Origin of the sequence: Bacillus clarus (assembly GCF_000746925.1) — a bacterium.
GTDB classification, from domain to species: Bacteria; Bacillota; Bacilli; order Bacillales; family Bacillaceae_G; genus Bacillus_A; species Bacillus_A clarus.
Genome location: NZ_JMQC01000008.1, coordinates 634,106 through 653,496, shown reverse-complemented (window position 1 = coordinate 653,496; position 19,391 = coordinate 634,106). Strand labels below are relative to the sequence as shown.

At 33.2% G+C, this 19,391-nt stretch carries 18 protein-coding genes and 1 pseudogene; 15 read left to right on the top strand and 4 right to left on the bottom strand.

Going from position 1 to position 19,391, the window contains the following annotated elements:
• The first annotated feature begins 32 nt into the window (after positions 1–32).
• From DJ93_RS04055 to DJ93_RS33120, 4 genes and pseudogenes are all read left to right on the top strand, one after another.
• Positions 33–1,082: a P-loop NTPase gene (locus tag DJ93_RS04055; protein WP_042979294.1), complete on the top strand. Its 1,050-nt coding sequence runs from the start codon at positions 33–35 to the stop codon at positions 1,080–1,082.
• Positions 1,083–1,234: 152 nt separating this feature from the next.
• A pseudogene (gene mobB, locus DJ93_RS04050) lies at positions 1,235–1,749 on the top strand (molybdopterin-guanine dinucleotide biosynthesis protein B); the annotation flags it as partial.
• Positions 1,750–1,936: 187 nt separating this feature from the next.
• Positions 1,937–2,113 carry a hypothetical protein gene (locus tag DJ93_RS32790; RefSeq protein WP_161785245.1) on the top strand — a complete coding sequence of 59 codons (177 nt, stop codon included), beginning with the start codon at positions 1,937–1,939 and terminating at the stop codon, positions 2,111–2,113.
• Positions 2,114–2,144: 31 nt separating this feature from the next.
• A complete protein-coding gene (locus tag DJ93_RS33120; protein ID WP_042979293.1) occupies positions 2,145–2,366 on the top strand; it encodes a hypothetical protein in 222 nt (73 codons plus the stop codon).
• Positions 2,367–2,699: 333 nt separating this feature from the next.
• Here DJ93_RS33120 and DJ93_RS04040 read toward each other — a convergent pair whose 3' ends face one another.
• Entirely contained in the window at positions 2,700–4,202 is a 1,503-nt protein-coding gene (locus DJ93_RS04040; RefSeq protein WP_042979291.1) for a multicopper oxidase family protein, read from the bottom strand.
• Between the two features lie 497 nt (positions 4,203–4,699).
• On the opposite strand from DJ93_RS04040, the gene DJ93_RS04035 reads away from it, so the two are divergent.
• From DJ93_RS04035 to DJ93_RS04005, 7 genes are all read left to right on the top strand, one after another.
• Entirely contained in the window at positions 4,700–6,109 is a 1,410-nt protein-coding gene (locus DJ93_RS04035; protein WP_042979290.1) for a glycoside hydrolase family 1 protein, read from the top strand.
• 29 nt (positions 6,110–6,138) lie between these two features.
• The gene (locus tag DJ93_RS04030) at positions 6,139–6,846 is read left to right on the top strand and encodes a GntR family transcriptional regulator (protein ID WP_042979289.1); all 708 of its coding nucleotides are present in this window, start codon (positions 6,139–6,141) and stop codon (positions 6,844–6,846) included.
• 673 nt (positions 6,847–7,519) lie between these two features.
• Positions 7,520–7,711 carry a hypothetical protein gene (locus DJ93_RS04025; RefSeq protein ID WP_042979288.1) on the top strand — a complete coding sequence of 64 codons (192 nt, stop codon included), beginning with the start codon at positions 7,520–7,522 and terminating at the stop codon, positions 7,709–7,711.
• Between the two features lie 239 nt (positions 7,712–7,950).
• Complete coding sequence (pdxR, locus tag DJ93_RS04020; protein ID WP_042979287.1) at positions 7,951–9,381, top strand: MocR-like pyridoxine biosynthesis transcription factor PdxR; 1,431 nt, start codon at positions 7,951–7,953, stop codon at positions 9,379–9,381.
• Between the two features lie 71 nt (positions 9,382–9,452).
• Complete coding sequence (locus DJ93_RS04015) at positions 9,453–9,809, top strand: CidA/LrgA family holin-like protein (RefSeq protein WP_042979286.1); 357 nt, start codon at positions 9,453–9,455, stop codon at positions 9,807–9,809.
• 23 nt (positions 9,810–9,832) lie between these two features.
• Positions 9,833–10,504, top strand: coding sequence for an LrgB family protein (locus DJ93_RS04010; RefSeq protein ID WP_042979285.1), 672 nt, complete (start codon positions 9,833–9,835; stop codon positions 10,502–10,504).
• Positions 10,505–10,627: 123 nt separating this feature from the next.
• On the top strand, positions 10,628–11,050 hold the full coding sequence (locus DJ93_RS04005) for a YfmQ family protein (protein ID WP_042979284.1): 423 nt from the start codon (positions 10,628–10,630) through the stop codon (positions 11,048–11,050).
• A gap of 65 nt (positions 11,051–11,115) precedes the next feature.
• Here the strand turns inward: DJ93_RS04005 and DJ93_RS33650 are convergent, their stop codons facing one another.
• Together DJ93_RS33650 and DJ93_RS04000 are read right to left on the bottom strand one after the other, a co-directional pair.
• Entirely contained in the window at positions 11,116–11,586 is a 471-nt protein-coding gene (locus DJ93_RS33650) for a CBO0543 family protein (RefSeq protein WP_241484264.1), read from the bottom strand.
• The gene (locus tag DJ93_RS04000; protein WP_042979283.1) at positions 11,492–12,670 is read right to left on the bottom strand and encodes a DUF2515 domain-containing protein; all 1,179 of its coding nucleotides are present in this window, start codon (positions 12,668–12,670) and stop codon (positions 11,492–11,494) included. The genes DJ93_RS33650 and DJ93_RS04000 overlap by 95 nt, the downstream gene beginning before the upstream one ends.
• A 334-nt stretch (positions 12,671–13,004) precedes the next feature.
• Here DJ93_RS04000 and DJ93_RS03995 point away from each other — a divergent pair, with 334 nt between their 5' ends.
• From DJ93_RS03995 to DJ93_RS03980, 4 genes are read left to right on the top strand one after another with little or no spacing between them, the layout of a single operon-like run.
• Positions 13,005–13,991 carry a UDP-N-acetylglucosamine 4,6-dehydratase family protein gene (locus DJ93_RS03995; protein WP_042979282.1) on the top strand — a complete coding sequence of 329 codons (987 nt, stop codon included), beginning with the start codon at positions 13,005–13,007 and terminating at the stop codon, positions 13,989–13,991.
• The gene (locus DJ93_RS03990) at positions 13,988–14,887 is read left to right on the top strand and encodes an SDR family oxidoreductase (RefSeq protein ID WP_042979281.1); all 900 of its coding nucleotides are present in this window, start codon (positions 13,988–13,990) and stop codon (positions 14,885–14,887) included. The genes DJ93_RS03995 and DJ93_RS03990 overlap by 4 nt, the downstream gene beginning before the upstream one ends.
• Before the next feature lie 55 nt (positions 14,888–14,942).
• Entirely contained in the window at positions 14,943–15,272 is a 330-nt protein-coding gene (locus tag DJ93_RS03985) for a DUF6572 domain-containing protein (protein WP_042979280.1), read from the top strand.
• 58 nt (positions 15,273–15,330) lie between these two features.
• Positions 15,331–16,395: an undecaprenyldiphospho-muramoylpentapeptide beta-N-acetylglucosaminyltransferase gene (locus DJ93_RS03980; RefSeq protein ID WP_042979279.1), complete on the top strand. Its 1,065-nt coding sequence runs from the start codon at positions 15,331–15,333 to the stop codon at positions 16,393–16,395.
• A gap of 142 nt (positions 16,396–16,537) precedes the next feature.
• Here the strand turns inward: DJ93_RS03980 and DJ93_RS03975 are convergent, their stop codons facing one another.
• Positions 16,538–19,261 carry a sensor domain-containing protein gene (locus DJ93_RS03975; protein ID WP_042979278.1) on the bottom strand — a complete coding sequence of 908 codons (2,724 nt, stop codon included), beginning with the start codon at positions 19,259–19,261 and terminating at the stop codon, positions 16,538–16,540.
• Positions 19,262–19,391: the final 130 nt, after the last annotated feature.

Here is a 19,391-nt window from a genome sequence, read left to right as displayed (position 1 = left end):
AGAATTAAGAAGAATAGGAAGGAATGAGTTTTATGATTACTCATGAACAAATTATGAATGCTTTAAGCCATGTAGAGGATCCAGAGTTGCACAAAAGTATTGTGGAATTAAACATGATAAGAAATATTCAAATTGATGGTACACATATTCAGCTTGAAGTAGTTTTAACGATACAAGGTTGTCCGTTAAAGGCAAAAATTCAACAAGATATTGAAGACTCTCTCCGAAACATTGGAGCTTCTAATGTATCTTTAACATTCGGTTCTATGACACCGGAAGAACGAGCGGCATTAACAGAAACTTTAAAGAAAAATGCTAGAACAGAAACCGGTATGCCTAGTATGCTCCGACCTGATTCAGGTGTACGTTTTATCACTGTGACAAGCGGAAAAGGAGGAGTCGGAAAATCAACTGTGACGATTAACCTTGCTACCGCTTTAGCTCGTATGGGGAAAAAAGTTGGGATTTTAGATGCAGATATATATGGATTTAGTATCCCTGCTATGATGGAAACGAATCAAAAGCCAACAATGATTGATCAGACAGCAATTCCGGTCGTTAGTCACGGTGTTAAAATTATGTCAATGGGATTTTTTACAGAAGGTAATAACCCAGTTATGTGGCGAGGACCAATGTTAAACAAATGGATTCAAAATTTTCTCGTTAATACTTACTGGGGAGAATTAGATTATCTTCTTCTTGATTTACCACCTGGAACAGGAGATGTTGCGATTGATGTCGCTGCGATGATTCCACAAGCGAAGGAAATTATCGTTACCACGCCTCATAAGGTAGCTTCATTTGTCGCGTCTAGAGTAGGGGTAATGGCAAAGCATACAAAACACGATATTTTAGGTATCGTTGAAAATATGGCATATTATGAAGAACAAGATGGCTCAAGAAACTATCTCTTTGGTAAAGGCGGAGGCGAAATGTTAGCAGAACAACTGCAAACAGAAGTGATAGCACAAATACCTTTTGCAAAACGTGAAGAAAATAAAGGGTCGTCCGTATATGACGAAGATTCGCTTGTTGGAGAGAGCTTTACATCTTTAGCTCAAGATCTTGTCTACAAAAGGTAATATATTAGAAAACTAAAAGGTTGGTATGAAAATAGAAAGAAATCTCTTTATAAAAATATTCTAGTTAAACAAAAAAGTTTTTCGTCTTTTATGAATGGAATCGGCGATTATTTCTTATGAAAATAAAATGAAAATTGAAATATAAGGAGTGAATGAGCGTGGGGGAAATTTGTCCTATCCTACAGATTGTAGGATTTCAAAACAGCGGCAAAACAACGCTCTCGGAAAAATTAATTTTTAGAGCTAGTAAAGCTGGATTGAAAGCGGCATCTATTAAACATCATGGACATGGAGGACCCCCAGATAATGAATTAAGCTCAAAAGACAGTATACGCCATCATGAAGCCGGTGCTGTAATTTCTAGTGTGGAAGGAGATGTGGTGTCTTACAGCTATGTGCTAAGTTTGATAATTGGGATCTCGAGGAAATGATTATGTTATATCATTTTTTTTCTGTAGATATTATTTTCGTAGAGGAATATAAGAAAAAGTTTTATCCTAAAGTTGTTTTAATTAGAGGTGAGGACGATCTTTCATTGCTTAATTCACTAGTTAATGTCAGGTGTGTAATAAGTCATGTGAAATTGAATAGTAGGGAACTCAAGCATTATCAGGTTTTTCAGCTGGAAGATGATGATTTGTATATAGATTTTTTAATGAAAGAAGCAATGAAAAAAGCAGGGACAGAACTGTGTAGAATTTTTTGTAATCTAGTATTTGTTGAAGAAATGATCAGTAGTGAATAAAAATGTTGTAACAGATGATGAGGTTGTTAAAGATCGAGATACAATTGCATTTATATTAATATCTCATTCAAGTGAATGTGCATGATGAACGATTTAAGAGGTGATTTTTATGAAGTCAATTGATGCTATAGTTAAAGACTTACAAAGACAAGGAATTCGCGCGCAAAAAGTAAATGTTAAACAGATTGCTCGTCAACATTGGATAATTTCCACATCATCAAAAGAACTAATTAAACATGCTAGATGGAAATTAAACATCAACATAGTAAAAGAACGGAACTTGTAAAAGAGAGGGATATAAGGAGGGGGGGAATAGAATGTGTAATATAAATCATTCTTTTGAAGATGTAATCAATAAACTTGAAACTCAGCAATGTTTTTTATCCAGATCTTTGGTTAAAGACTTACATGAATTTCTAAAGAGCAATCATTCACAGCAAATATTAAATGAACTATTTCACCTTTTAAAAAAGTACGACCTAGCATCTAAAGAAGAGCGGGAGAAAAGAAATGAACAATTAATGTTACTTATAAGTTAATCAATAGAATTAACGGTAGTATGTAACTTGCGTTTTCTTTAATTAGCTTCTCGGAAAGGGTGAATCTCATGGATATCAAAAAGTTGATAGATACATATAGAGACAAAAGGAATTGATGCAGAATCATTTGTTCCTGAGCTACATGATAAACTGGTAAAACTTTATAATGAAAAAGATATTGAATGGTATACTGAGATTTTAAAAGTATACAAAAAAAACTATAGGGAGACTTTTTTAGTGTCTACTCTATAGGGGACATTTTAACTTCTGAAGGGACTTTCCACTCCCATAATCAGCTTTATCGGAAGTTCGTCCTCAAATGAAATTTATTTATCACTTTAATTTGTATCTATTGGGATTGGAAGGTATGATTTTTAACGGTCTCATCATATCATGGTCTTCATGCTCTAAACGATGGCAATGCCATACATAATCTCCGGAAAATGGCTCGAATTTCATTATGATTCGAACGATTTGTTCACCCGCTACTAGAACCGTATCTTTTAAACCGAAATCAGCTGGGAGAGGGTCTAACAACTTTCCATTCAGATCGTGGCGATCAAGGACACGAAAATTAACTAGGTGTATATGAATAGGATGAATTCCAACGGTTAAATTCACTAACTCCCATATTTCGACAGAATCCAGTAATGGTGTTTCTGTCACTGGATCGTCCCATTCTTTACCATCTAATAAAAGCATAGGACGCCCAAATTCATCTTCTGAGTCATTTAATGTTAAACATCTTACTTTTCTTACTTTCACTTTTTCTAATGGAATAAAGTTAATATTGCTGAGGAGACATGGGATTTTACTTTTATCAGGGCAAGATAAAGGTTTAGTTACTTGGAATTCCATTACTTCGCCAGTTGGATTTTCTAGATCATTTCCATTTTGTAATACTACTTTTTTTCCCTCTAACTCTGAGAAATCAACAATGATGTCGATACGTTCAGATGGTGAAACATCCAAACTTTGTACTTTAATTGGACGTTTAAGAAGACCTCCATCAGTTCCGATTAAAAAGAATGAACTAAGGTCACTAAATTGAAACTTGTATGTTCGAGTATTGGAAGCATTTAATAACCGAAATCTGTATTTGCGGGGCTCTACTTTTAAAAATGGCCATACTTTCCCGTTAACTGTAATTGTATTCCCTAAAAACAGAGGGACAATAGAAGGGAATGGTAAATCTGGGGATGAATCTTCTGGTTGAGCAGGATAAAATAGGGAACCGTCTGGATTAAAGGATCTATCTTGAACGATAAGTGGTATTTCGTATTTCCCCTTCGGAAGCGGAAGTGACCTTTCTTCCTTATCACGAATTAAGTAAAGGCCTGCAAGACCCGCATATACATTCAGACGGGTAATCCCAAGTGCATGATCATGATACCAAAGGGCAGTTGCTCGTTCTAGATTCGTATAATGATAAATCTCTTTCACGAATCTAGGACCTGTTTGTTGAAAGTTTCTCGTAAACCATGCTTCAGGATGACCGTCGCTATCTGGTTCACTGGGGCTTCCATGTAGATGCACAACGGTACGTACTTCTGGATTATCATGTGCCCCGTGAACGGTTTTATCAACTGGTAAAAAATGTTTTTTGGGTAAATCGTTTGTCCATCGTACATATATAGGATGATTTTTTTTTACATCAAACGTTGGACCAGGTATTAACCCATTATATCCCCATACTTTCGTTTTAGGTAAATCTCTATGAAACTTGTGCAGTGTTTCAATCATACGTACATCATAAAAGGGTTTGCCTTTATATGTTCCTTTTGGTTTGATTGTGGAGGGAATTGGAAGGGCATCAACAAATTTTTTTAATTCCAAACATTTCTATCTCCTTTCATGTAATAGAGTATAGTATATTCTATTACATGAATATTTTTTTGTTTGTACACTTGTCAACAAAATCCTTGATATATACCTTATAAATGTGAAGTTAACATAACCTGAAATTATAAGCAGTAAACATAGAGACTAATTTTATATTCATCAAGAATTAGAAAGTTTGCACCTTTAAAAGATTTATGCAAGTAATCAAAAGAATCCCATTCTTATGCGATTTACTAGTAGCCAATTTTCTCCCTTTTGACATGAGGATAGTTAAATGGAAAGGGGTTACGAAAGGGAGCAACAGTGATTAGTTGCTCCCTTTCTATTTGCAAAGATTTTATATAGGAAATTATGAACATAAGACCTCCTGTTAGTCATTATGTAGAAAAAAATAAAAACTTACGATATAATTACACATATAAAATTTGTACCTATAAATTTTATATGTGTATACAAATTTAATTTGTCATTATGAAATGGAGGTATATATTATGAAGTTTCCACATGATTTTTTATTTGGGGCTGCTTCAGCTTCTTATCAAGTAGAAGGTGCATGGAATGAAGATGGAAAAGGTGTTACGAATTGGGACGAGTTTTCAAAGATTCCTGGTAAAACATACAATGGGACAAATGGAGATGTAGCAGTTGATCATTACCATCAATATAAAGAAGATATTCGATTAATGTCAGAAATGGGATTAGAATCTTATCGTTTTTCCGTTTCTTGGGCAAGAATTTTGCCAACTGGAGATGGAGAGGTAAATGAAAAAGGAATCGAATTTTATAACAACGTTATCAATGAATGTTTAAAATATGGAATTGTTCCGTTTGTAACCTTATATCATTGGGACTTACCGCTAACTTTAGAGAAAGACGGTGGATGGACGAATAAGAGAACAGCAGAAGCATTTGTAAAGTATGCAAAAATTTGCTTTAGAGCATTCGGTGATAGAGTGAAACATTGGATTACTTTTAATGAAACAGTTATGTTTTGTGGGTTAGGATATTTAAAAGGAGCACATCCACCAGGAATACAAAATGATGTGTCAAAATATTTTCAAGCTACCCACTATGTGTTTTATGCCCACGCTAAAGCAGTCGCGTTGTACAAAGAATTAAAACAATATGGTGAGATTGGTATTACGCATGTTTTCTTACCTGCCTATAGTGTAGATAATGAGCAGGTAAATATAGTAGCCGCAAATCATGCGAATGAATATGAAACATTTTGGTATTATGATCCGGTATTGAAAGGTAAGTACCCATCTTATGTTGTTCAGCAATTAAAAGAAAAGGGGTGGACACCTAACTGGACACTTGAAGAATTAGAAATTATAAAAGAAAATGCTGAGAAAAATGATTTTATTGGCTTGAACTATTATCAACCGATACGAGTTGAACGATATGGTATGGATATAGAGAATGAAGAACATTCTAGAGAAAATGCAACGCTTGCTCCAGGTAATCCTTCTTTTGATGGATTTTATCGAACAGTTAAGATGGAAGATAAAACGTATACGAAATGGGGATGGGAAATATCACCTGAAGGATTTTTAGATGGCTTGCATATGTTGAAAGACCGCTACGGTGATATTAAAATGTATGTGACAGAAAACGGACTTGGTGATGAAGATCCAATAATCGATGGGGAAATTGTAGATATTCCAAGAATTAAATTTATTGAAGAGCATTTAAAAGTGGCCAAGCGTGCCATTCAAGAAGGAATTCATTTAAAAGGGTATTACGCATGGTCAGTTATTGACCTGTTAAGCTGGTTGAATGGTTATAAAAAACAATATGGCTTTATTTTTGTCGATCATAATGATAACTTAAAACGTAAGAAGAAACTTTCGTTTCACTGGTATAAACACATTATTGAAACGAGGGGAGAAGAGTTATAAAAGGTAAAGGAGCATTTTAGAGAAAACATATGAGTGCGAAATATAAACAAATTGCAGATACTTTAGAACAAGATATTCGTGATGGTCTGTTTAATGAAACGAAAAAATTACCTACAGAAGAAGCATTAATGAATCGATTTGAAGTAAGTCGAAATACGATACGTAAGGTGATTAGTCAACTTGTTAATAGAGGTTATATTTTTCAAGTACAAGGTAGTGGAATGTTTTTAAGAGAGACTTCTGTAACAGATTACATTAATTTAGGAAGTTTACGTGGACTAACGAAAAACCTTGCTTCGCAAAATATTGAAACGAAGGTATTAGAATTACAGGTAATAGAAGCGGATGAGCCAATCGCAGAACGGATGCAATGCCAACATGGAACAAAGCTGTATTACTTGAAACGTTTACGAATTGTAGACGGTAAACCATTCTCTACTGAAATCAGTTATTTTAAAAAGGATATTGTTCCATATTTAAATGAAGAAATAGCATTACGTTCTGTATACAGCTATTTCATTGAAGACTTGCGATTAAACATTGGATTTGCTGATAAAGTCATTAGTTGTGAAAAAGTAAATGAAGTAAACGCGCAGTTATTAGAAATAGAAGAACATGATCCAGCGCTTCTTATAGAAAATACAGTATATCTTACAAATGGAACCATTTTTGAGTTATCTCAATCGATGTTCCATTATGAAAAGACGAAGCTTTTAAATCGGATTAACTTTAAATGATGAAAATATACAAAAAGGACAAAACATCAGTTTTGTCCTTTTGCATGTTAGTTGGTAAATATTTAATCCTTAATCATATTGTATAATAAATAAATCTATTTTACAATATATTATAATATATTTATTTTGTGTAGAAAACTTCATCGAAATTCTATTATAGGTTCACTTTAACTCCATCTAAATCAAATATAATGAGGACAAGCTAATTGGTATAAGAAAAATGAGAATCTAGAGTTATTCATGAAAATAGAGCCTACTATTTTAAGTATATCCTGAAAAGTTTATATAGATAATTCATGATTTTTATTTTGCTTATGTAAAATGCTAAATCCCTAAAAAAAAAGAGAATCCTTATGGATTCTCTTTTTTTTTTTAGGGATTTGGGTTCATAACTACAAATTATTTTATTTGGTAGGATACTGTACTACAAAGGTTGTTTAATGAGCCAATTTATCAAAGTAAGTGGTGGATAAATAAGACTTAGCCACTTTTTGTCATGAATAAAGTGGATGAGTAAAAAAACATAAAAGTGGTTGGTCCGTTTTTTACAAACATCCATTATGATAAGAAAGAAAAGGTGATATTTTAGTAGTCAATTTGTTTTTTTGTGTATTCATGTCTCTATTTAATTTTATTCAATTTAAATAGACTGGTTTGAGAGAGGAGAAAGGCAATGAATTTTGCAATTTTATTAGTCATTGTTATTGTGATTGTATCACTCTTAGGGACGGTGTTAGTGGCAAGAAATGTGGAAGAGAATTACGGTAAATCTACGAAGAAGAATGTGACTAACTTATCTGCGATTTATATTGTTCTTCTTTTAGGCCTTCTTATAGGCGTTACATGGTATGCGGTAGTCATTTAAGTAAATCAATGGGAAAAGTGATTCTGTCCTTTGTTATTTGTGGAGTAGTTTATGATGAAAGGGTATGTATTATCTTTGATCTGTTCGTATTGAAGGTGTAATAGATATGTTAATAATTGAAGGGAAATGGGATAAACTATCCTACATTCAAAGCATACTCTCAAGCTAATTTTCATATGGCTTTTATATGAGTATATAGCAAATAATGGCTAATTAATCTTAGGAAGGAGAAGGGCTATATGGAATGGCAGCCAAATCGTGCAGACAAGACGCCAGTTTATAAACAAATCGCTAATTATATAGAACGAGGTATTTCGTCGGGTGAGTTTCCTTCAGATAGCAAATTGCCTTCGGAACGTATGTTAGCAAACGAGTTGCAAGTGAATCGTAGTACAATTGTGGCTGCATATGAGGAACTGAAATCGCTTGGAGTAGTAGAACGAAAAAAAGGAAGCGGAACACATGTGAATACAGATATATGGGGCGTGTCGCGTAAACGTATACCAAACTGGGGGAGGTATGTAGAGGATGGCTCATTTTTGCCTAATTTACCACTTGTTCAACAAATTCGAACGGAAACACAAAAAGATGATTTAATTAATTTAGCTAGTGGTGAATTATCACTAGAACTGCTTCCGAACAACCAGTTTCGTACAATTCTTTCAGAGCAAACATTTATGGGGAATCTCGGTTATGATCATCCACTAGGGAATGAAATGTTAAGAAAAACAATTGCAAGGCATGTTCAGCAATATAAAAATATAGAAGCAGATGCACGCTCTATTCTCATTACATCGGGAGCTCAGCAAGCACTTAACCTTATCGTTCAATGTTTGCTTAAGCCAGGTGATGCGATTGCAATTGAAGATCCTTCTTATTGTTTTTCACTTCCTATGTTTAAATCTGCAGGATTAAATATATTCCATTTACCTGTTGATGAGCATGGTATGAACCCAGATGATTTAATTGATTTACACAAAAAGCATCGTATTCGTATGGTGTTTTTAAATCCTGATTACCAAAATCCAACAGGAACGATCCTTTCGCTATCAAGGCGTAAAAAGATTTTAGAACTGTCTTCTGAATTCGGCATACCGATTGTAGAAGATGATCCATATAGCTTAACTTCCTTTGATGGAGAAGTGAATCCGACGTTAAAATCAATGGATCAAAACGGAAATGTTCTCTATATAAGCTCGTTATCAAAAATTGTAGCTTCTGGATTGCGAATTGGCTGGGTGATTGGTCCAACGCGTGTAATTGAACGTTTAGCAGACGCGAAGCAGCAAGTTGATTTCGGTCATAGTGTGTTCACACAATGGGTAGCCAATCAATTTTTAGAATCAGAAAATTTTGATGCTCATATTTCTATGCTTCGCAAACAACTTAAGCAAAGAAGGGATCAATTAATTACAAGTCTTGGGGAACTTGTAGGTAATCGTGTTGAATTTTTCGTCCCAGAGGGCGGAATCCATTTATGGTGTAAAATTCATGGGGCATTTGATGAATATCACTTATTAGGAAGAGCTATACAAAATGGTGTGGCGTTCGTTCCAGGAAGTGTTTTAAGCTCGAAAAGTGAGTATGTACGTTTTACTTTCGGAAGAGCGAATACAGAGCAAATACATGTTGGGATAACAAGATTTGCGGAGACTCTTAACAGCATATGAGCATGCTTCGCGAAAGCGATGTATTTTAAATAGTTCGTTGCAACATTCAGCATTGAAATGGGGGTATAAAGTTGAAGTTCGTAATGCTTTTACTTCAAGTAGGAGTACTATATGTGTTTAGTTTAGCAGGTGAATGGATTCAGAAGATATTTCATCTATCAATGCCAGGAAGTCTAATAGGAATGTTAATCCTTTTTATTTTCCTATATACGCGTATTTTGCCACTAAAATGGTTTGAGCTAGGTGCAGAAAAACTAATAGTATTTTTACCTTTATTTTTAATTCCCTCTACAACAGGACTAATAGAATACGGTTCTTTTCTTTTTAGTAAAGGAAGTATAATATTTCTTACTGTTGTTGTGAGTACTTTAGTAACATTGATTATTTCAGGATATGTAAGTCAATTGCTAGTAACATCAAAAAAATAGAAACGATAGGATGCGCTTTTCGTATGGTCTTAATTTTTATTACTGTAATGATATATGTATTGGCGACAAAACTATATAACAAATTTACAACTCCATTTACTTTACCAGTGTTAACAGTGACAGCAATTATGATTGTTTTATTCCTTATTTTTGGAATTTCTCATAATGATTATAAGGAAAATGGGGGAGATGTACTTTCGAGCCTTCTGAGTCCCGCGATTGTAGCTTTAGCTATACCATTATTTAAAGAAAGAAGGATACTTATTAAAAACTTTATCTCGATACTTGTAGGCGTAGTAGTAGGTATAGTAGTTTTGGTAAGTTTGCATGTAATGGTTGGTAAAATATTCAATATAGATAAGGAACTTATAGTAACAACGATACCACAAGTAGCGACGATGCCAATTGCAATTTCGTTAGCTGATCAAATCGGTGGTATCCCATCCATGACTGCTAGTTTTGTAGTTGTCGCAGGCATAACAGGAGCTATTATGGGGCCGACTGTACTTAAGTTTTTCCGTATAACAAGTACGATTGGAAAGGGTGTTGGAATGGGATGTGCGTCCCATATTATTGGTGTTAGTCGTATGGTAAAAGAAGGTGAGAGAGAAGCAACTATAGGTTCAGTGACGATGATCGTAACAGGGATAATGATTAGTATATTAGTACCATATGGGATGAAGTTTTTATTTTAAATACAATAGAGTTATAGTGGTGAGATTTGAACTTTTGATGGGTAATGAGTATGTAATGAAGTGATGAATCATTATAAATAATGCAATTGTATTAATTTTAGAACGTAATGGAGAGGATAAAAAATGACAACATGGTTTATAGTTACATTAATTATTTTTGGTGGTCTTAAAATATTAGTGTCTAGTATGCCGACTTCTGTTGTAGAGTCATTTATTAGTAGATTTGAATTACATCCAAAGCTTAACGAAGAAAATGCTACTGTAACGATAGATGGCAAGAGCTTAGAAGGTGAAGAAAAACTGCAAGTTATTCTTGAATTTAATGAAGCGCTATTTTTAGAAAGATACTATTTTCCGCCACAAGGCAATGGGACGCCGGTCATCATTGATGCGAAGAGAGGCAAGAAGGATGTTAGATTTTCCATCTATAGTTATGATGATCATGTTGATGTAGTAAAACAATACAAGAAGAAAGTTGTTGCATATAGTTTACGTTCGAAAAGTCTTCAAAGTCGTTCAATGGTAGTAATTGAAGAGTTTGCTTAAAGAGAGACCGTTATAAAGACGGTCTTTTAGTTTGTTCATACCTTCAAAGTAACTAATATTATTCTTTAGCATTGAATCCGCCGATATACCCTCCATATAAAAAACAAAAAAATCATATAACCAAATAAAGAGTAAGTATGATGCCAATTTTCACTATGAACGAATAACCCTAATCTCTCAGCAATTTGTTCAAAAATACTAGCACAAACTCCTATGAAAATAATAAATAGAATGTTAGAAAGGGAAGAGAGCCTTTTTGAAAGTTGTAAAAAGATAGTTGTGAAAATCGGTAATATAAATAATGTAAAAGCTATATTGATTGAAAATATAGACGGGAAAGGACGGAGTGGAAAGTCGTACATTCGTTTATTAACAAAGAATATATCTAAACACGTTCCAATAAGACAAGAGAGAAAAACAGTAACTACAAATGCTAAGTTATCACTCTTCTTCTCGGAGAAGGAGGTTTTTATTAGCAAGGATTGCAAGTTCAATTTTTTTAAGTGTCTTGCAGTAGTCTTCAGTAATTTGTCCATTTATATTTTCCTCCTTATTGACTAAATAATTTACAACTTGCCAATCGTTAAACCAATCTTCATGTTCAGTTTCTTCATGTTTCATATTTCGCCATGCGTAAATGAGTGCAGGGCTGTATATACGATACGCACCACTTTTTAATTGGCATTTCCTTATGCGGCGTTTATAAAATTCCCGGGAAAAGGATTCATTTACACTCGAAAATAAATGCGGCCAATAATCTTTCCGTGACCCTGTATGAGGATGATCGTGTGCCCATTTTAAAACTTGAGACACAATACGCTCGTCACGAAATAATGATGAGTATAATCTTTTTCCTAGTAAGATTCGTTCATGTAAAGAAGTAAAATGTTTCATTGTATCACCAAATAGCAATACTTTTTGTTTCTTATCATTTTCGTAGAAGGGGAAAAGGATATGATTAAACTGAAAAAAATCAAAGAGTTTAAATCCAATACTATTTAGTACAGTCTTTTTAAAGTGTGCATTTTGAATGACTCTTTTTTCTAAGTAGTTTTGTTCATTAATAATAGTTGCGATAGCTAATGTTTTTTTGTTGCCTGTTTTCCAAAAATCGTTCCACATCGTTTCCATAAATGTAGAAACATATAAATGAGGGAGAAGATGAAATAACTTTTGGGACTTTTTTACGCTGTACTCATATAGTAAAAATTGTGGATATATATCTTGGAAAATGAGCCAATTACCCCTTTCTAAAAAAGAAAAAAATGTAAGTTGATCTTTTTCAGATAAAAGCTTTGTATATAAATCCCCTTTTAAATCTGTCATATTCCAACCACCGTTTCGTGATACCATATGCCCAAGTAGCGCCCAATGTATTTCAGGATATCTTATGTAAAATTGATAATAGGCACGGGTTCTTGTGACGTTATTTCTATTCATTTGTTTTGTGCGTTCTTTAATCGTAGCAATGATTATTTTTTCTTCTTTCGTTAATGTACTTGTGTTAGTAGAAAGGTTTAGTTTGTTTTTTTGTTTTAGCTCATTTTTTATATTGAACAGGGAGAGGGGAATTGTTGTGGAAAGCTCATTTAATTTATTATTTGGATTGTTATTATGCATTCCATTACCTCCCTTATTATGAGTTTAAACATAGTATTGGTTATAAATCATTGTAGTTTCGTTAATAGAGCCATTCCTTTTATTTTATTACGAGTATGAAAAATAAATGAAAGGTGTTTTTCAGACAAGTCATATAGTTATTTTTCAGAAGTATGAAGAAAACCTCACTGTTGAGAAGTGAAATAAAAAGCAGAAACTATGAAAAAGAGTTTCTGTTTTTTTATTTTGTCAATTAAATGTAACAAACGACGATTATGATTTGAATCAATTAAAAATAATTCAATAGCTTTGATAAACAATATTTTTATTGAAATGCATGGCAGGAGGAAAAGGAATGCTTAATAAAATAATTTTAATTACTGGTGGTACAGGTTCTTGGGGCCATGAACTTATAAAACAATTATTAAAAAAATCACCAAAAGAAATAAGGGTTCTTTCAAGAAACGAAACAGTTCAGTTTGAAATGAAACAGCAATTTGTAAATGACAATAGATTAAAATTTATTATTGGAGATATTCGTGATAAAGAGCAACTACTCTATGCTTGCCAAGGTGTGCATTATGTGTTCCACCTTGCGGCTTTAAAACATGTTCCAGTATGTGAATATTATCCTTATGAAGCTATAAAAACAAATATACATGGTACGCAAAATGTAATTGAAGCATCTATTCAGAATCAAGTTGAGAAAGTCATATATGTTTCAACTGATAAAGCGGCGGATCCATCGAATACGTATGGGATGACAAAAGCAATTGGTGAAAAGTTAATGGTCCATGCGAATCTACAAACGAAGAAAACAAAATTTATTTGTGTTCGTGGCGGGAATGTTTTAGGTACGAGTGGTAGTGTGGTACCGCTTTTTAAAAAGCAAATTAAAAGATTTTCACAAGTAGGGATTACTGATTCAAATATGACTAGATTTTTCTTAACAATTGAAGATGCTGTTGGGTTGTTATTTAAAGCAGCATCTGAAGGAAGAGGAGGAGAGATCTTTGTTATGAAAATGCCAGCTTGTAAAATAACAGATTTAGCAGAAGTACTAATTGAAGATTCGAAAAATACAAACGTGAAGATAAAAGAGGTAGGGATACGGCCAGGTGAAAAATTAAGTGAAATGCTTTTATCTGAGGTAGAGAGTAAAACAAGTATAAGTTTTGATCAGAATTATTTTGTTGTACTACCTACCATTCATATAGATGGGCTGCAAGAGTATTATGCTGATTATCCAATTGTGAATGTGAGGAGCTTTAGTTCCCAACAAGGTTTACTTTCGAAACATGAGGTGAAACAAATGTTAGAGAAAGGAGGGCTTTTATTATGAAAGAAAATGCGAGCATTTTAATAACTGGTGCAAATGGTTTCACAGGACGCCATGCTTGCCAATATTTTTTAGACCAAGGTTTTCATGTAATTCCTATGTTTCAAAATCGTTCACATATAGAAAAGTTTAGAAACGGTATTACTTGTAATTTAACAAATAAAAGTGAAGTAATGAAGGTGATAAAACAAATAAAACCAGACTATGTATTGCATTTAGCAGGAAGAAACTCTGTCATAGAGTCTTGGACAGCTTCGCTAGAATATATGGAGATTAATGTAATGGGGACTTTATATTTATTAGAAGCAATTAAGCAAGAAGCCCCGCACTGTAGAACATTAGTTATAGGGTCTGCGTTGCAAGTAGATGTGATGAACAATATAAAGGTTTCAAATCCATATAGTTTAAGTAAAACGGTACAAGTTATTATTGCGGAGGCTTGGGGCGGATTAATGGATTCGAATATTATCATTGTAAAGCCCTCAAACTTAATTGGTCCAGGGGTATCGAACGGCATTTGTTCTATCCTTGCAAAAAAAATGATAGATATAGAGTCGGGCAAAAGTGAAGCAATTATTGAAGTAAATAGTTTGAAAGACAGTAGAGACTTTTTAGATGTACGTGATGCAGTTAAAGCGTATCATGTGTTATTACGTGATGGTGTAAATGGAAAACAATACAACATTGGATCAGGAGTAAAACGATCTTTATTAGATGTATTGGAACAATATAAAGGATTAACACAGCTGAATTTTACAATAAAAGAAATACAGACTGGCAGGGTGGATTCGAACGAAACTTTATTATTAGAGGATATAAAAAATTTGGGGTGGGTACCGGAAATTCAATTTCATCATTCATTAAAAGATGTACTTGAGTATGCGAAGTACAGTGACTAACATACAATAAATGAATTTGCATTCAACGAAAAATATAAAAGGGTGTAAGTAATATATGACTTGTTACGAATCTATAAATAATCAAGATATGCTATATTTTTCAATTGTTGACACGTTGGATTGGGAAGATGAAGAAGAACATATTTCGCGTCTTTATGAGGCAATAAATAAATTTCGAGTATACGTGGAAAACGACGAAAGGATGAATCAAAAAAAACGAGCAGTTGAGTTGGAAACGAAGTTTGTGATACAAGTCTTTGCTCAGCATGAATGTAGTGAGTATGGAAACGAATTTTATGAACTCATAAAAGATCTTCTGCAAGATATAGGATTTGAGTTAAAGATTTTTATGAATCAAAAAAATAATAGCCTTACTTACATATAAAAGGTAAGTAGTGGGATTTTTGTATCAATTATTTTAATAATAAAGGTGGATATAAGTTATGAGCAAAACGATTCTTTTTACTGGAGGCGGTACAGCCGGACACGTTATGATTAATATTGTATTGATTCCTAAATTTATAGAAAAGGGATGGAGAGTCGAGTATATTGGATCTCAAAATGGAATTGAAAAAGTATTAGTTCAAAATGTTAAGTACAATAGTATTTCAACGGGGAAGCTTAGGAGATATTGGGATTGGGAGAATTTGAAAGATCCTTTTAAAATTATACACGGTTGTTTACAAAGTTATAAATTAATAAAGAAAATGAAGCCTGATGTTATCTTTTCTGCTGGAGGATTTGTATCAGTTCCTGTAGTTATAGGGGCATGGTTAAATAGTGTACCTATAATAATACGTGAACCAGATAGCACTTTAGGACTTTCAAATAAAATAGCATTGCCTTTTGCTACAAAACTATGCACAACGTTTCCTCAAACGGGGGGTAATGTAAGTACTGAGAAGAAGGTTTATGTAGGGCCGATTGTGAGAGAAGAAATTGAGGGAGGTAACATATTACGAGGAAGAAGTTATTGTAAATTTAGGGAAGATAAACCAGTATTGTTAGTAATGGGTGGGAGTCAAGGAGCTCAATGGATAAATGATATGGTCAGGAAAAGTTTAGATACATTATTAGTAAACTTTAATATTGTTCATATGTGTGGTAAAGGGAAGGTGGACCCAGCTATTGGAATGGAAGGTTATATGCAATTTGAATATATAGGGGAAGAGTTGCCACATATGCTGAATATGGCAAGTGTTGTAGTTTCCAGAGCGGGTTCTACTGCTATTTCTGAATTGTTATTTTTGAAGAAACCGATGCTGCTTATTCCACTAACTAGTGGTTCTAGTAGAGGTGATCAAGCTCTAAATGCTGAGTATTTCGCACGACTAGGGTATGCGGAAGTATTACTTCAAGATAGAATAAGTATTAGCACATTTACAAATGCAGTAAATGTGCTATATGAAAATAAGGAGAAATATATTCAAAACATGAATGGATTTAAGAAAACAAATGATGAGGGAATTCATCAATTAGTAGATTTAATAAATAAAGTAGGGAAATAAAAGGAAAGAAGAGAGCTTCTTTCCTTTTTACTATAGTTTTTCGAATTCACTATTACCAATATCGCTTATATGCCGCATAGAGTTAAAACATAGAGACTTAAATGTGATTTTATTGGATATTCATTCGTACTCATTTAGTTTACTATTGGGGAATGCCGTTTTCTAACATCTCAGTAAACTCATTGGCATAAATAGGCTTACTGTAATAGTATCCTTGAATAAAGTGACATTTATTTTGTGCAAGGAAGTCCACGTGCTCTTGCATCTCTACCCCTTCAGCGATGACTGACATTTCTAGCGTATGTGCTAAAGTAATAATTGTTTTAATAATTTCTTTACCATCATCACAAGTTTCAGACATTGTAATAAATTCTCTCGGGATTTTTAAAGTATCAATTGGATATAAAGGTAAGTATGCTAATGAAGAATAGCCTGTACCAAAATCATCAATTGATATGTGGATTCCTAATTTTTTTAGTGTGCGTAGTTTCAATAAGGTTTCTTTTTCATCCATCATTGCAATTCGTTCCGTTAATTCTAAATCAAGAAGATTTGCTGGTAATTTTGTATCTGCTAAAGTCGAAGAGATTGAGTTCACGAAGTCTTCTTGTTCAAATTCTGTAGCGGATAAATTCACTCCTATCTTCAAATTAGAATAGCCAGATGTATGCCAAACTTTCATTTGTTCACACGCTTTTTGCAACGTCCATTTTCCGATTGGGATGATTTGTGATGTTTCTTCAGCAATTGGAATGAACTCATATGGAGAAATAAGCCCTAATTCTGGATGATTCCAGCGAATAAGTGCTTCAGCACCAATGATTGTATTCGATTTACTATCAACTTGTGGTTGATATAAAAGGAATAGTTCTTCGTTTTGAATAGCATTTGGTAAATCTTTTTCTAATCGTAACCGCCTTTCAATTCTTTTAGCAATTACCTCGTCATAAATAGAGAACGCATTCAGTTCCTTTTTCTTAGCGTCGTACATAGCAACATTCGCGTGTTTTAGAAGTGTAGTGGCATCGATTCCGGAAAATGGATAAATAGCGATACCAATACTAAGTGATAAGTTCAATTCATGTCCATTTACTATAAATGGTGTTTTTATTGCATCAAATAATTGATTGCATAGGTGTAATAATGAATCATGATCGGTATAATCCTCAATTAAAACTGTAAATTCATCCCCGCCAATTCTTGATAAGGGAACGTGTGATGGAAGATGTAATTGAAAACGTTTTGCAACTTCCTCTAATACATAATCTCCTGCTGGATGTCCAAGTGTATCATTAATAATTTTAAAGCGATCTAAATCTAAATAAAGCAGCGCAAATTCACGTTGCGTCGTTTGAGCATTTTGTATGATTTGCTTTAACTTTTTATGAAAAAATGCTCGATTTCCGGTTTTAGTAACAGTATCGTGAAATGCTAAATATTTAATTTCTTGTTGCTGTTGTTTTAATGCAGTAATATCTTTCACCATAATGTAGCTTCCAGAAATTTGACCATCAATCATAATAGGAACGATGGTTACATATAAAAAATAAGTAAATCCATCTTTATATTGAGAACGGAGCTGTACAGATGTTGATTTTTGTTTTTTAACTTGCTCTAATGCGAAGGCAAGCTTATGCTTATCTTCATCTAAAATAATGGAAAAACATGTTTCACCAAGTAACTCATTCGTAGGTGCACCAAGTAAAATACTTCCAGCTTTGTTTACATTTAAAAATACGCCATGTAAATCAATAGTAAAGATCGGATCAGGATGATATTCATATAACGACTTGAACCTTTGTTGTTTTTGCGATAAAGCATCTGATTGTTTAACTAAATCTGAAGTTCTTAAAGTGATTTTTTCCTCTAACTTAGCATTAAACGCTTGTAAATGTTGAGTTAACTTGTTATTTTGCATGCGCACAATTGAATGACGAACAAGTACGAAAATAAAAGCGATACAATTGCCTGTAATGAGAGTTGAAGAGGATGTTTGCTCCTTCAGTGTAAATCCGATTAATATCGCAACTGTAAGGTATGGGAATATAACTAAAACTTTGCGTCCAAATGTTGGATGTACAATAAAGTACTTTTTATTACTACTGTAATCTTTTGAAAGAGAACCAGCTATTGCAATGAGTAATATAGGTACTCTATATAAAAGACGTAATAACGCTATAGCTTCATATGATAAATGCTGATTTAAATAAAAATAAATATAGTTCAATATTGCAGAACTTATTAATACGAAGATAAAGATATGTACTTTCTTCTTTGAATGGAAAATCGTTGGACGAAAAAAGAGGCTGGCTCCTAACAATAAAAATAATAAATCTGCAATTGGATAAAGAAAGGCAAGTAAAACATCTCCGATTGAAAGCGAGAATATATTTAAATCCGGTTGATTAAATATATACCATTCTAGTGTGAATATGGCAGTAAGGACTATACATATGTCACAAATAAAGAAAGCTTTTTCCCATTTGTTGCATTCTTTCATGATTTTATATGAGAAAGCAAAAAGGAAGAAGAATAAAAAGAGTACGTAAAATGCGTCAGATACAGTAAAATGATGGATTGGGAGTTGAAAAAAAGCGTTTTGATACGTATATACTATTTTTCCTAATAAGAAACTGCCTGTTGCGATCGCAATACATATCCAAAAAGGCCCAGAACTAACTTTTTTTGAGTATATAGAGTAAATCAATGATATCAATGTAATAGTTTCAACAATGAGTGAAGAAAAACGTACATTGAAATCTGAGAAATAGCTTGGAAACAAAAAGAAAAGGATAAAGCAATATCCTAAATAACATATTAAAGTAGTTATCAATATGCGGAATTGTAAATTTGTAGTTGTTTTCAATAAAATCACCTTCTTAAGTTTGTGCTATTTACGTATTATCTATACGTAAGAATATTACTTATGGATGATTGTATCAGATTTTCTAGAAAAAATCTTCGTAATATGAATGGTGAAAAGTGTATACCACTTT